Genomic DNA, 14667 nt, shown 5'->3' on the forward strand with positions numbered 1-14667 from the left:
AACACGCCCTAGTAATCATAGTCCGCAATGATTATAGTGTGGACAATTCCATTGGTAAGTTAATAAAAGATGTTTCAAGATAACCCACTACTCGCCCAGCTCAAGCAACAAATCCAAGAAAACCTGCCTAAAAAAGAAGGTTCCGTCAAAGCGACCGATAGAGGCTTTGGCTTCTTGGAAGTGGACAATAAAACCAGCTTCTTTATTCCACCGACGTACATGAAAAAGTGCATGCACGGTGATAAGATCGTGGCCATTATTCGTACAGAAAATGATCGCGAAGTAGCTGAGCCACAAGAACTAGTAGAGCAGGCTGTGACACGCTTTATTGGTCGTGTAAAAATGTTCAAAGGTAAACTGAATGTTGTACCTGACCATCCGCAGCTAAAAAAGTTATCTCTAAAAGCGAAGTTAAAGAAAGGCCTAAAACCGGATTTATTCGCTGAAGGTGACTGGGTAGTCGCGCATCTTATTCGTCACCCGCTAAAAGGTGATAACGGCTTTTTTGTTGAGGTATCGGAAAAGATTACGGACGCTGACGACAAGATAGCACCTTGGTGGGTAACTCTTGCTCAAAACGATTTGCCAAATTCAGAGCCTAAAGGCATAGAAAACTGGGAACTAAAAGACGATGCCGATCTAGAACGCGTCGATATGACCCATGTTCCTTTTGTCACGATCGATGGCGAATCAACCAAAGATATGGACGACGCTCTGTACGCAAAAAAAACGGCATCGGGTGACTTTGAGCTGACCATAGCTATTGCCGATCCAACGGCGTACATTACGCCTGAAGACGAAATGGATAAAGTGGCTCGTGAACGTGGCTACACGATTTATCTCCCGGGGCGCAATATTCCTATGCTACCTCGTGATCTTGCGGACAACCTTTGCTCTCTAATCGAAGGGGAAATCCGTCCTGCCCTTTGCTGTAAGGTTACTGTGAGCAAAGATGGGGTAATTGGAGATGACATCCAATTCTTTGCCGCAAATATTAAGTCTCACGCCCGCCTTGTTTACGATCATGTTTCTGACTGGCTTGAAAACGGTCATTCAGATGCTTGGCAACCATCAGAAGACATCGCGGCTATCGTTCGCGATCTTTATGAGTTCTCACTTGCCCGCGCAACCTGGCGAGAGAACAATGCCGTTGTTTTCCCTGATCGTCCAGATTACCGCTTCGAACTAAGTGAAGATAACGACGTTGTAGCCATTCATGCGGATATGCGCCGCAGTGCGAATCGACTTGTCGAAGAGTCGATGATTACCGCTAATATCTGTGCAGGACGTACGCTACGCGACAAATTCCAAACGGGTGTGTTCAACACGCATTCAGGTTTAAAAGCCGACAAAATTGAAGACGTTTTACAGCTCATTAATCCTGAAGGAACGCTCGAATTCAACGCAGAATCCATCACTACTCTAGAGGGCTTCGCTGCGCTTCGCCGTTGGTTAGGTGGTCAAGAAAGCTCATACTTGGACAATCGTATTCGTAAATACCAAGCGTACAGTGAAGTTGGCAACCAACCTTTGCCACATTTCGCAATGGGACTAGATATTTACGCAACTTGGACATCACCAATACGTAAATACGGCGATATGATTAATCACCGCATGCTAAAAGCCGCTATTCTTGGTAAAGAGCCGGTTCAACAGCCAGATGATGCTGTCGGTGAAGAACTTGCACTTCATCGTAAACACCATAAAATCGCGGAACGAAACGTCTCAGATTGGCTTTACGCGCGAACGCTTGCTGATGAGCCAAGTAAAGGAACCCGCTTTACAGGGAGATTTTTGATATTAACCGCGCAGGCGCACGTGTCAGACTTCTTGAAAATGGTGCTGCAGCCTTTATTCCTGGCACGCTAATTCTGGATAATAAAGAAAGAATTGAGTGCAATGGCGAAAACGGAACCATCTCAATCGACAAAGAAGTGGTTTACCGACTCGGCGACAAACTGGAAATCACCTTAGCTGACGTTAATCAAGAAAATCGCAGTCTGGTTGCAAAACCAACTCAAGTTTTTGCTGACGCCCCTGCTCCACAACCAGAGCAAACGGTAAGCGAGTAATCACGTATAACATCGTTTACCCGTCCTGATATGGGTTTGACACATTTTAAGTTAAGAAGCGCTTTTAGGAGCGCTTTTTTATTTCCTCCTAGCCTGTTTTGGCCTTAAGTCCAAAAACAGCCTAGCGGATCATTTTCAAGCTCAGCAACCAGGTCTTCAAGTGACTCGCTAAATGGTAGTGCTTCATACGGCACCCAACCCAACTCGGTCCCAAAGTAGCTTGGGACATAGAATTGCCATCTTTGCATTTGAGCATCGAATAGGATCTTAGCCACTGGCGAGGTGTACTCACTATGTTGAGAATCTAGAAGGAAGTGCGCATGATAAAGTTCAACTCCGCCTTCAATAAACTCGCATAAGCACTTGCCCTGCTCGACTGGCAAGTTGGCATTGCGTTTCACACACAGAGACTGAACTGACTTATGTAAACGGCTGGTCGCCATTTGAGAGACGGACATGAATAACCTCCTAGAATGCTGAGGTTAGTATATACCTAAACGACACCTAGGTGCAGAATTCAAAGTATTATCGCAAATCATATTGCCGACGATGATTTGGCAACAAGTCACAAAAATGTAACCTTAACGCAATACCATACACTCTGCTTTAAACCTTAAACGGAGTTTAATATGTTACGTTTTACTGTGGCAACACTACTCGCCATGGCTATCTCCCTTCCCAACGCGATAGCAAAAGAAGTGAACATCTCGGGTTCAACCTCTGTTGCGAACGTAATGGACGTCCTAGCTGAAAAGTACAATCAAACCCACCCGGATGACTATATTGCCGTTCAGGGAATTGGCTCTAGTGCTGGTATTACTATGGTGAATAAAGATATCGTCGAGTTAGGCATGAGCTCTCGCTATCTAACGGAACACGAAAAAGTCGAGAACCTGAACGTCGTCACGATTGCCTTTGATGGGCTTGCAGTCGTCGTTAATCGTGCCAACTCCGTCACAAACTTGTCTCAGCAGCAACTATTCGATATCTACAAAGGTAAAATAAAGAACTGGAAAGAAGTCGGCGGTATAGATCAGCCAATTGCTGTTGTTACTCGTGAGGCATCATCAGGCTCACGCTATAGTTTTGAAAGCTTAATGGGGCTTACGACAATCGTGAATGATCACTTGGTGTCTGACATAGATCCAAACAATTTGGTTGTTAACAGCAACAGCATGGTGAAAACCATCGTAAACCACAACACGCGAGCGATTGGGTTTGTCTCTATAGGCTCCGTTGATAAATCGATTAAAGCGATTGCATTAGAAGGCGTGGAACCGAGCAGTGAAAACATTGCGAATCACAAATATAAATTGGCGCGTCCTTTCTTGGTGGTTTACAAAGTAGATAGAATAAGCGAACCAGCGAAACAATTCGTTGCTTTCTTAAAGTCTGAACCTGGTCAAAAAATTATCGCAGACTACGGATACACACAAGTCAAAGATTTCGAGTGAATAGAATGAAAAAAAGAGAGCACCAAGGTGCTCTCTTTTTAAAATGTTTGCGCTTAAAATCAAAAATGCAATTGGATGACCGATACAACTACAGCCCCAGGTCTACGAACACCTTCAATCTCAACCTTAATTTCGCGTTCAATTTCCAAACCTTTTTTGATTGGCGTAACTTTAGACAACGTGCTCACAGCACGAACGTTATTGCCTGCCTTTACCGGATAAGGAAAGCGAACTTGGTTTAGCCCCAAGTTAACCACTAATTTTGCGGTTGGGAACTGTGCTTTGTCAGGATCAACAGAATCCGTAAGCTTCGGTAACAAAGCCAGAGTCAAAAAGCCGTGAGCAATGGTTGTTTTGAATGGTGATTCAACAGAAGCGCGTTCTGGATCAGTATGAATCCATTGCATATCTTCCGTCACAGCACCAAACTGGTTGATTCGTTCTTGAGATACATTTACCCATTCGCCAACGTGAATCACCTCACCAATTTGCTCACTCAGCTCAGCAAACAACTTTTGTGCTTCCGGCATCATGATCAACGGCTCTGGCTGAGGAGCGACTTCTTCATTAATGGCAGGTTGTTGGTAATCTCGAACTTTAGAAAATAAAACGCTGTGCTGAGCTCGATCCAAAAAGTCACTCCAATAATCGCGGAGCGTTGGAGACATCCAATTCATAAACTCGGATTGATGAGCTGAAATCGCATCAACTTTGTCTTTAAATAAATTAGTGACTTTCATAAACACCCTTAAAAATTCTAAGCACAACTGGCTATACCAGTTAATTTTGAATTACTTCACATAGTGATGCAAATACTTTCGGGCGAACACATGTATCCTCAAACCCATTTATTTATTATTTTTCATAAACTTAACAATAAAACACCATTTTATTGGTGATTCGCAATTAGAGTTAATACTCTACAAAAATCGTTCATTTAAAGGTTTTTACGCACTGTCGCTGCCTTAACAAGCGTAATCACATCGGCAGAATGATCAAGTTATCTTATCGCTCATCCAACTCAGAGAAATAACCTTCAAAAATGTGGCTAATTATGGTTAAGAAAAACGCCAGTCAGCCGATAGTAATAAAAGTCAGTTTATGATGTTAAGGAAGACAACTATCACTGTGTAGAGATATGTGCACATTTCTTGCTTAATTTCCCTTATTAACAAAAACAATATTTACAACTTTAGTGTCGGAGTAATGTTGAAATGAGGTTTAGTCAAAAAATAGTCGCTGTATCTTCAGCGTTGTTGATATGTGCTATCGGTACATTATCTATCTATCAGTTAAGTACCATCAGAACAGAATTGGAAGAAGTCATTGAAGATAGTTTGCATGAGCTTTCGCAAAGTGTGGCTCTTCGTGTAAGTGGGGAAATGAAAGCCAAACAAGATTTGGCGTTAGCGACAACAGAAAGCTTAGAGTTAGATCCAAACAACCGTGAATATGTTAATAATGTGTTGTATAGACCAACCTTAAAAGGGTCTTTCTTAGCGATCGGCTTTGGATATGAAAGTGATGGTGCTGTTGTCGAAAATGACGACGCTTGGGAACCTGACAGCAGTTATAATCCTCGCCTACGGCCTTGGTATGTTGACGCTAAGCGTGAAAAAGAACTTGTCGTCACAGCACCTTATGTTGATGTGTCGACTAAAAAGTCATCATTTCTATTGGAACACCCGTTCAGCAAAACGGCCGTTTTATCGGTGCCATGTTCTATGATATGACACTAGAGCCTTTGTCAGAGTTGGTCAACCAAGTTAACTTGTTTGATGCAGGTGAAATGCTGATCGTCGCTTCAGACGGCACCACAATAGCTCACACAAACAACGAGCTAAATGGTAAAAAGCTAGATTCCTATTTACCACAAGCCAAGTTGAAAGAAGGCTACGATAAATTCGCGATTGACGGCACCCCATACATTGCGGTTTATAAATACCTGCCTGAACAAAAGTGGTACGTCGTGGCGTTAGTTGACGAGAATAAAGCGTATCACGTAATCAGTGAAATTCGGAATAGCTCGATAGTAGGAGCGATTCTCGCTCTATTAGTCAGCGTTGTTTTACTAACCCTTGTAATCAAATACTTAATGCGCCCTCTTGATACATTGAGTTCAGCCATCGATGACATCGCCTCTGGTGAAGGTGATTTAACACATCGCCTCGATACCAATTCCGACGCAGAGTTCGCCCGACTGGCATCAGGATTTAATGTATTCACTGAGAAGCTTCAAGGTCAAATCAAACAATCAATTCAACTGGGGGATGACATTAAGCATAATGCAGCCATTGCATCTCAAGATTTAGTGGTCTCATCCAAAGCCATTGAAGAACAGTTGAGTGAAGTTGAACAGTTAGCAACGGCAATGAATGAAATGTCTGCAACGGCGACAGATGTAGCGAACAATGCTCAAGGCGCAGCGCAGGCAGCTTCGGACGCAGACAATGAAACACAACACGGTGTCTCTGTAGTTTCTGAAACAACCGAAGCCATCAATCAACTTTCTTTACGCATTGAATCCGCTGTCGAAGAAGTCCGTGAGCTAGAATCCGCCACAAACAGTATTGAAACCATCTTACAAGTTATTAATGAAATAGCCGATCAGACTAACTTACTTGCCTTGAATGCGGCAATCGAAGCGGCAAGAGCCGGTGAGTCTGGGAGAGGTTTTGCCGTTGTTGCCGATGAAGTCCGTACACTGGCAAGTCGAACTCAAGCATCAACAACAGAAATTCGTAGCATGATTGAAAAACTACAGAGTGGCGCCCACTCCGTAGCCGCTGTAATGGGAGAAAGTAAGACGACAGCAGAAAACGTCGTTAGCAAAGCACAGTTTGCCAATGATGCCTTGCACAAGATTCGCGCGGCAATTCAACATATTAATGATTTAAACATGCAGATCGCATCTGCGGCAGAGGAACAAAGCTTGGTTGCCGAAGAGATCAATAGCAATACCTTTAAAATTCGAGATTTGTCATCTCAAGTGTCAGGTACGGCTAAAGATGCCACTGAATCAATGGCAAAAACCAACCAACATGTTCAGTCACAACATGAGATTTTAAGTCAGTTTAAAGTCTAATAGATTGTCCATTTAAGGTATCCCCCCTAGTCAAAGTCAATTCTGGCTAGGGGTTTTATTCCAACGAAGTTTGTAAACAGCATCACAGCACGGAATTTTTTAATACTATCTTCGTCACGACCCCCTCCCTGTACCACACACAATGTTCGTTAAACCACGATATTCGTAACAACGTCTGTCTTGACTGAGTTAGCGATAAAACAGTTTTCATGTGCCATATGGTGCATCTTTTCTAACTGTTCAAATGTTGGATTTTTATCACCAGAGAATACAATCTTCGGGTTTAGCGTGACCTTTGAAACCCACTCCTTGCCATTTTCTCCTAACGTTAATTCTCCTTGTGCATCATCGTCATATGAGTCAATGACATAACGTCTTTTAGCTGCAATAGACAAAAATACCAGCATATGACAACTCGAAAGTGACGCGATGAACGCCTCCTCTGGGTCAATGTGTTCTTCTACGGACAGTGGCAGCGGCACGACATAGGGTGATGGTGAAGCAGGCACAGTCAACCCACCATCAAACTCCCATCTATGTGCGCGACTGTATTGATTGTCCTTAAAGCACTCATCAGGCTGACGTTGCCAATGAATACTAGCGGTGTGTTTACTCATCTACATTCCTGTTAGTTTGTGACGTGAATAATCGTTTTTAATGTGGATGTTAGCTTGTGGCATAAATGTTAGCTGTTAGTTCGTCGCAAGCTTGTTAGCTAAACGACCCTAACAACCGTTCAAGCCACGTGATTTCACCATATGCGATCAAATCAAAGATAGTGAAAAAAATGACACAAATAATGACTAACTTAAGTATGCGTAAAAGAATAAGCATGGTTGTTTCCGTTTATTTTTGTTGATTATCAACATACTGTATTTTTTGTATAGCGGTAAAGCCATGATATTTCGTCTAGTGACGCATCTTGGCGTTAATTGCGTATACTTAAATAAGGTTTTTCGTACGTGCCAGTCATCGCACAAGGAGGGTCGTATGAAACAAGTATGGAAATGGCTTCTAGCGCTTCTCATGTTTACCACTCCGGCAATGGCAGACACTATTTGGGTTGTGCCCATAAAAGGCGCAATAGGCCCTGCAACCAGTGACTACCTTACCCGTGAGCTAGAGCAAGCTCAAGCTGAAGGCGTCAGTCTCATTATTTTAAAAATGGACACACCAGGTGGCTTGGATAGCTCAATGAGAGATATTATCCACGCCATCACAACCTCGACCTCCCCCGTAGCGACTTGGTTGGTCCTTCCGGGTCAAGGGCTGCCAGCGCTGGGACTTATATTCTCCTTGCCAGTCACATCGCGGCAATGCAGAAGCAACCAACCTCGGCGCTGCCACACCTGTCGCACTAGGTGGTGGCTCCCCCACCTCGCCCATGCCTTCTTCCGATGATAGACAAGAAGCGGATACGGAAGAAAAACAAGATAATCAAGACAACAAAGAAAGCTCTGAAACAGTGCCTGCAAATACAGCGATGGAGAAAAAAGTCATTAATGATGCCAAAGCATACATTAAAGGACTAGCAAAGCTGCATGGCCGAAATGCCGAATGGGCGGAAAAAGCGGTCAGTGAAGCGGCAAGCCTTGACGCTCAAACTGCATTAGAGCTCAACGTTATAGACTATATAGCCAACTCTCCGGAAGAGCTGGTTCAACTTATCAACGGCAAGAGCGTAAAAATAAACAACCAGGCCGTGACATTGTCACTAAACAATCCGATCTGGGTTGAACGAATTCCTGATTGGCGGGCAGAAATGTTAGCGGTCATCACCAATCCAAATGTGGCATACATTCTGATCCTAATCGGTATTTACGGACTGTTATTAGAATTCTACAACCCTGGCGTAGGTTTGCCTGGAGTATTAGGTGGGATTTGTCTGTTGCTTGCGATGTACGCGCTGCAAATGATGCCAGTCAACTACGCAGGGTTGGGACTTTTGTTACTCGGCATCGCTCTCATGATTGCAGAAGCATTCAGCCCAAGCTTTGGTGTGTTAGGGTTAGGTGGCGTGGCGGCGTTCATCCTGGGATCAATATTCTTGATGGATAGCGATTTGCCCGGTTTTCAGATCGCCCTGCCATTAATTTTTGGTATTGCTATCTTTTCTGTCGCTTTAATTGTGCTCACCGTCGGATTACTGGTAAAAATCCGTCGAAGACGTGTCACCACCGGGCTTGAAACATATCCGGGAAAAACCGCATTGGTCAGCGATGATTTTATTGATGGCGAAGGACGCGTGCAGATGAATGGCGCATTGTGGAAGGCAAAAACAGAGAAAGAACATGACGTAAAACAAGGTGAGCACGTCATCATTGTCGATGTTAAAGGACTGACTTTAACCGTCAAACCCAAAGACACCTTAAAACAATAGGAGGCATTTATGATGCTCTATACTGTCGGTGTTGTGTTAGTGCTGCTCTTTGCACTTGCGACACAAGTGTTCAAAGTGCTGCGAGAATATGAACGTGGTGTCGTGTTTTTTCTCGGTCGATTCCAAGAAGTGAAAGGACCAGGCTTGATTATTCTCATTCCTTTTATCCAACAAATGGTGCGAGTAGATTTACGTACTGTGGTGTTAGACGTTCCGACACAAGACCTGATAACCAAAGATAACGTATCCGTTCGAGTAAATGCGGTAGTCTACTTCCGTGTCGTCGACCCTCAAATGGCAATCAACAACATAGAAAGCTACAGCGATGCAACCAGCCAGCTGTCGCAAACTACATTGCGTTCTGTATTAGGCCAGCATGAATTGGATGAGCTACTTTCCGAACGAGAGCGGCTCAACAAAGATTTGCAAGCTATCTTAGATCAACAAACCGATGACTGGGGCATAAAAATCGCGACAGTCGAAGTCAAACATGTTGATCTCAATGAAAACATGGTACGGGCGCTGGCAAGACAAGCGGAAGCGGAGCGGAACCGTCGCGCAAAAGTAATTCATGCTACTGGTGAATTAGAAGCATCAAAGAAATTGAAAGAAGCCGCGCAAATGCTTAATCAAGCACCGAATGCTTTGCAATTACGCTACATGCAAACATTAACCGAAATAACCACCGATAAAACGTCAACCATCATTTTCCCAATGCCGATCAATTTAGTGGAAGCGGTGCAAGACATTGCCAAGGCGGTAAAAACTGACAAAACACCTAAAGAGTCAGGGCAAGAATGACGATAAACTGATTTAGATTGGAATAACCTCAAGATACCGAGTTATATTCAGTATCTTGAGGCTATAGATCATGCTTTGTTATGCGACTTGCTTAGACTTAAAGTTACCCAGCAAAGCGTCGTAAAGTTCGTTGTCACTTAGAATGCCGACTAATTGGTTATTTTCTACCATTAATAGTGGGTAGTTACTGCGTTGTTTAAGCTCAATCGCATCGCGCATACTGATATCCGGGCTCGTTTGAACTATTGTATTCGCCTTTACATCGCTTAAGTTGGAGGACCCCGTCACCCACTCTACTAAAGATTTGTCTGAATCAACCAAACTCAATCCATTCATGTCTTGGTTTAACCAAATATTCTCAACTGGGCAGACACAAACGCATTGTGCTTTCTTCTCTAGACTCTCGCTTGATTGCATTAAAGAACGACCTTTTAACACATTAAGCGGGTTAGTATGAGCAACAAAATCTGCGACATATTCCGTTTCTGGAGCAAGAATGATTTGTTCTGGCTTCCCATGCTGGATAAGTTTTCCCGACTCCATAATGGCAATGTTATTACCAATTTTCAGTGCTTCGTCTAAATCATGGCTCACAAATAGAATCGTTTTGTTAAGTTTCTTCTGTAGTAAGATCAATTCATCTTGAAGCTGCGCACGAATGAGAGGGTCAAGCGCTGAAAATGGTTCATCCATGAGTAAGATATCCGTATCCATCGCAAAGGCACGGGCCAAACCGACGCGTTGTTGCATACCACCGGACAACTCATGAGGGAACTTCGACTCCCAATCAGACAAACCGACCATTTCTAATTGTTCGCGGGCCTTTTGACGACGTTCTGTTTTGCTAATCCCCTGCATTTCCAATCCAAATGCCACGTTATCCAAAACAGTTAGCCAAGGCATTAAGGCAAATTTTTGAAATACCATCGAAACTCGGTGAGTGCGTAGGTGGCGCAATAGCTGCTCATCACAGTTGGCTAACTCTACCATATCCTCACCGTCTTTAATTTTTAACGAGCCACGAGAGATCTCATTAAGCCCATTTACGGTGCGCAATAGACTAGACTTACCAGAACCAGACAGTCCCATCAGAACACAAATTTCGCCTTGTTCAACGGTTAAAGACACATTGTCAACACCGACAACTTGTCCTGCTTCGTCAATAATTTGTTGTCGTGACTTACCCTGATCAAGTAACGCCAGCGCTTGTGCTGGTTTCTGCCCAAACACGACATCCAAATTTTCAATCGTAATAGCGTCCATGATTATGCTTCCTTCTGATTTGGTGCTTTACACAAGCGGTCAAGAATGATTGCAACGAGAACGATAGCCAGTCCAGCTTCAAAACCTTGCGAAATGTTTACGGTGTTCAATGCGCGCACGACTGGCTTACCTAATCCATCTGCACCGACAAGCGCCGCAACCACAACCATAGAAAGAGACAGCATAATACATTGAGTGACGCCAGCCATGATACTTGGTAACGCAGCAGGTAACTCCACCTTAAACAGTAATTTCATGCGGCTTGCGCCAAACGCTTTACCTGCTTCTAACAACTCTTCTGGAACTTTAATAATCCCTAGATAAGTCAATCGAATAGGCGCGGCAATGGCGAAAATAATCGTAGAGATAAGACCCGGCACAATACCTAAACCAAACAGAACCAGTGTTGGTATGAGATAAACAAACGTTGGTACGGTTTGCATTAAATCTAAGATAGGCCGTAACAAAGTATACAACCAAGGACGATGCGCGGCCATAATACCTAATGGTACGCCAATTAATACGGAAATCGTTGTCGCTGCAAAAACAAGGACAAAGGTTTCCAGCATCTCTTGCCAATAACCCAGGTTAAGAATCGCTAACAGCGCGAAAACGATGAATGCAACCAGCGGGAGACTTCGATGTAAAAACCAAGCAATCGCTGCAGTGAGAATAATTGGCGCTGCTGGCGGCATCCATTTAAAGATATCCACCACGAACATTATCACCGTTTCAAGTGTAATCGAGATGGTATCGAAAAATCCCGCAGCATTAAGTGTTAACCAATCAACACCAGTTTCCATCCACTGGCCTAATGGTAGTTTGTTTTCTGTAATAAAATTCACAATAGAGCCTTTGTGTTAATGAAGTGGGCATGTAACGCCCACTTAAGGAAAGTCAATTAAGCGTTAGTGTCTAAATACGCAGCGATGGCCGTTGGTGCATCTTGACCATCAACGGTTTTCACGTCTTTAAGCCACACTTTGATCTGATCTTGATGTTCGCTCAACCATGCTTGCGCCGCTTTTGATGGCTTCTGTTTCTGGTTCAGAATGGCTTCCATCAACTCATTTTCCATCTCTAGACTGAACTCTAGATTTTTCACTAGCTGACCAACATTCGGACACTCAGAAAGGTAGTTTTTGCGTACATTGGTATAGACACTTGCACCACCATAATTTGGGCCAAAGTAATCATCACCACCCTCTAAGTATTCCATTTCAACATTGCTGTTCATTGGGTGTGGCGCCCAGCTAAGTAAACAATCCATTGGTTACGACGAACCGCTCGAGATACTTGTGACACCATGCCGGCTTCACTTGACTCGACAAGGCTAAAGTTTTTCAGTCCGAACGCATCGCTGTCGATCATTGACTGAATGAGTCGGTTGCCGTCGTTGCCTGGCTCAATGCCATAAATGCGGTCTTTAAACTTGTCGGCATGTTTAACTATATCGGCAAAGCTGGTAACGCCCGCATCATAGACGTATTTGGGTACAGCTAAGGTGTACTTAGCACCTTCAAGATTTGCTCTGACTGTTTCTACCGTGCCTGCTTCTCGATATTTTGCAATATCGCCTTCCATCGTCGGCATCCAGTTGCCCAGGAAAATATCAATATCACCATTTGCCATTGAAGAATAAGTAACAGGTACGGAAAGCAGATCCGTTTTAGTCTGGTACCCTAACCCTTTCAAAATTTCTGAAGTTACCGCAGTCGTTGCAGTGATATCGGTCCAGCCAACATCTGCAAATCGAACGGTTTCACACTGATTTGCGTAGGCGCCTGTAGCTAGTGTACTTAGCGCGATGGATGAAATAGCTTTGGTCATCTTAGACATATTGAATTCCTTATAATGAGTGCTGACTTTTTATTTGTTTTTAAGTTTTAAGCGATGGAGTCTAAAGATCGCTTAGGTGCTTGTATTCGCTGTTTTTCTTGCCAATTTGGAGCTATCCAGACTGGTGTGTTGTTTGCTTTTTCCAATACATTACCCAAAATCATGTCCGCTGCACGTTCTGCAACCATGATGGTCGGTGCGTTTAAGTTGCCATTTGGAATGGTTGGGAAAATTGATGAATCTACGACACGCAGACCTTGGATACCACGTACCTGACATTGTTCATTTAGTACAGCCAATGGGTCACTCTCTGACCCCATTTTGCAGGTACACGAAGGGTGATAAGCACTTTCAACATTTTGTTTCACCCACTCATCAATTTGAGCATCGGTCGTGACATCAAGACCCGGTTGAATTTCTTCTCCACGAAACTCATCCATCGCAGGTTGATTGAGGATTTCTCGCGTTAGGCGAATACAATCACGCCAGTCTTGTTTATCTTGTTGTGTTGAAATGTAATTAAACTCGATTTTAGGCTTGTCGTTTGGATTCGCAGATAAAACCTCTACCGTGCCTCGGCTTTCTGGCTTATTCGGCCCTACATGCACTTGGAAGCCATGGCCATCAAATGCAGCTTGCCCGTCATAACGCATTGCTGCAGGCAAAAAGTGATACTGAATATTTGGCCACTTCAACCCTTCACGCGAGCGGATAAACGCACATGATTCAAAGTGATTGGTTGCGCCAAGTCCTTTGCGAGTCAAGATCCATTCTGTACCAATCAATCCCTTACTCACCAAGCCTAATTTACTGTTCAGCGTGATCGGCTGTTTACAATGATATTGGAAATACACTTCCAAATGATCTTGAAGGTTTCTACCTACACCTTCCAGTTCGTGTTTCACCTCAATGCCAGCGTTTTCCAATACCGATTTAGGCCCAATACCTGATAGTTGCAGGAGCTGTACCGAACCAATTGACCCCGCACTTGAAATCACTTCTTTGTTTGCGAAGCACTGTTTGACCTGACCTGATTGCTCAAATTCGATCCCCACAGCTTTTTGACCTTCAACTGACTGATCTTCTTGAAGCAGTACACGATGAGCCGTCACTCTTTTCATTAGGGTGAAATTCTTGCGCTTTCTTGCACGGCTTAAGTAGGCATTAGATGTTGAAGCTCGTACACCTTTATCGACCGTCATATGCATCGGGCCGAATCCTTCTTGCTGGTATCCGTTGTAATCGTCAGTCTCTGGGTAGCCCGCGTCTTTGCCCGCTTCAATAAAGGCGTTATACAGTGGGTTGAGTTTCATGTCGTTGCCGTTGCAGGTTCCAACTGGGCCACGGTCACCGCGGTATTCATCTGCGCCTCCAACCCATGATTCTGCTTTACGGAAATACGGTAAACATGATTGATAGTTCCACCCTTTTGCGCCTTCTTCTTCCCATTGGTCGAAGTCACACGCATGACCGCGAACATAAACCATGCCATTAATCGAAGAGCTACCACCCAGAACTTTACCGCGAGGACAGTGCAGTTGTCGGCCGTCAAGGCCATCTTCTTTGACGGTTTCAAACTGCCAAGCATACTTCTCAGTATTCATCGGGTATGACAGCGCCGTCGGCATTTGAATGAAAATACTCTTGTCAGTGCCTCCTGCCTCAAGTAACAAAACGGTATTTTCTCCGCTTTCACTTAAACGATCTGCTAGAACACAGCCGGCCGAACCCGCACCGACGATGATATAATCGTAGTGTTGTTGCATCTTGATT

Annotated in this window: 8 protein-coding genes and 4 pseudogenes; 5 read left to right on the forward strand and 7 right to left on the reverse strand. The window is 43.9% G+C overall.

Annotated elements, in window-relative coordinates; translation table 11 throughout:
• Positions 1–69 precede the first annotated feature (69 nt).
• Positions 70–2072 (forward strand): annotated as a pseudogene (rnb, locus tag SU60_RS01070) (exoribonuclease II).
• A gap of 104 nt (positions 2073–2176) precedes the next feature.
• Here rnb and SU60_RS01075 read toward each other — a convergent pair.
• On the reverse strand, positions 2177–2530 hold the full coding sequence (locus SU60_RS01075) for a DUF3024 domain-containing protein (protein ID WP_041153928.1): 354 nt from the start codon (positions 2528–2530) through the stop codon (positions 2177–2179).
• Positions 2531–2701: 171 nt separating this feature from the next.
• On the opposite strand from SU60_RS01075, the gene SU60_RS01080 reads away from it, so the two are divergent.
• The gene (locus tag SU60_RS01080; RefSeq protein WP_041153929.1) at positions 2702–3526 is read left to right on the forward strand and encodes a phosphate ABC transporter substrate-binding protein; all 825 of its coding nucleotides are present in this window, start codon (positions 2702–2704) and stop codon (positions 3524–3526) included.
• A 59-nt stretch (positions 3527–3585) separates the two neighbouring features.
• On the opposite strand, the gene SU60_RS01085 is transcribed toward SU60_RS01080, so the two are convergent.
• On the reverse strand, positions 3586–4266 hold the full coding sequence (locus SU60_RS01085) for a MaoC family dehydratase (protein WP_041153930.1): 681 nt from the start codon (positions 4264–4266) through the stop codon (positions 3586–3588).
• 474 nt (positions 4267–4740) lie between these two features.
• Between SU60_RS01085 and SU60_RS01090 the strand changes: the two are divergent.
• Positions 4741–6611: pseudogene (locus SU60_RS01090) on the forward strand (methyl-accepting chemotaxis protein).
• Positions 6612–6760: 149 nt separating this feature from the next.
• Here the strand turns inward: SU60_RS01090 and SU60_RS01095 are convergent.
• Positions 6761–7228, reverse strand: coding sequence for an OsmC family protein (locus SU60_RS01095; RefSeq protein ID WP_041153931.1), 468 nt, complete (start codon positions 7226–7228; stop codon positions 6761–6763).
• Between the two features lie 373 nt (positions 7229–7601).
• On the opposite strand from SU60_RS01095, the pseudogene SU60_RS01100 reads away from it, so the two are divergent.
• Together SU60_RS01100 and SU60_RS01105 are read left to right on the forward strand one after the other, a co-directional pair.
• Positions 7602–8991, forward strand: a pseudogene (locus SU60_RS01100) (NfeD family protein).
• A gap of 9 nt (positions 8992–9000) precedes the next feature.
• Positions 9001–9792 (forward strand): slipin family protein, encoded by a 792-nt coding sequence (locus SU60_RS01105; RefSeq protein ID WP_041153932.1) that lies wholly within the window; start codon positions 9001–9003, stop codon positions 9790–9792.
• Positions 9793–9870: 78 nt separating this feature from the next.
• On the opposite strand, the gene choV is transcribed toward SU60_RS01105, so the two are convergent.
• The 4 genes and pseudogenes from choV to betA form a co-directional block, all read right to left on the reverse strand.
• Complete coding sequence (gene choV / locus SU60_RS01110) at positions 9871–11055, reverse strand: choline ABC transporter ATP-binding protein (protein WP_041153933.1); 1185 nt, start codon at positions 11053–11055, stop codon at positions 9871–9873.
• A 2-nt stretch (positions 11056–11057) separates the two neighbouring features.
• A complete protein-coding gene (gene choW / locus SU60_RS01115; RefSeq protein ID WP_041153934.1) occupies positions 11058–11900 on the reverse strand; it encodes a choline ABC transporter permease subunit in 843 nt (280 codons plus the stop codon).
• Positions 11901–11956: 56 nt separating this feature from the next.
• Positions 11957–12894 (reverse strand): annotated as a pseudogene (locus tag SU60_RS01120) (choline ABC transporter substrate-binding protein).
• A 47-nt stretch (positions 12895–12941) separates the two neighbouring features.
• A complete protein-coding gene (gene betA, locus SU60_RS01125) occupies positions 12942–14660 on the reverse strand; it encodes a choline dehydrogenase (RefSeq protein ID WP_041153935.1) in 1719 nt (572 codons plus the stop codon).
• Between the last annotated feature and the right edge of the window lie 7 nt (positions 14661–14667).

The organism is Vibrio mytili (genome assembly GCF_000830505.1).
Taxonomy (GTDB): domain Bacteria; phylum Pseudomonadota; class Gammaproteobacteria; order Enterobacterales; family Vibrionaceae; genus Vibrio; species Vibrio mytili.

Bases quoted from the DNA above. Each gene is read 5' to 3' on its own strand.
- SU60_RS01105 (WP_041153932.1), top strand. From the start codon at position 9,001: ATGATGCTCTATACTGTCGGTGTTGTGTTAGTGCTGCTCTTTGCACTT.
- SU60_RS01080 (WP_041153929.1), top strand. From the start codon at position 2,702: ATGTTACGTTTTACTGTGGCAACACTACTCGCCATGGCTATCTCCCTT.
- choV (WP_041153933.1), bottom strand. From the start codon at position 11,055: ATGGACGCTATTACGATTGAAAATTTGGATGTCGTGTTTGGGCAGAAA.
- betA (WP_041153935.1), bottom strand. From the start codon at position 14,660: ATGCAACAACACTACGATTATATCATCGTCGGTGCGGGTTCGGCCGGC.
- SU60_RS01075 (WP_041153928.1), bottom strand. From the start codon at position 2,530: ATGTCCGTCTCTCAAATGGCGACCAGCCGTTTACATAAGTCAGTTCAG.
- SU60_RS01095 (WP_041153931.1), bottom strand. From the start codon at position 7,228: ATGAGTAAACACACCGCTAGTATTCATTGGCAACGTCAGCCTGATGAG.
- SU60_RS01085 (WP_041153930.1), bottom strand. From the start codon at position 4,266: ATGAAAGTCACTAATTTATTTAAAGACAAAGTTGATGCGATTTCAGCT.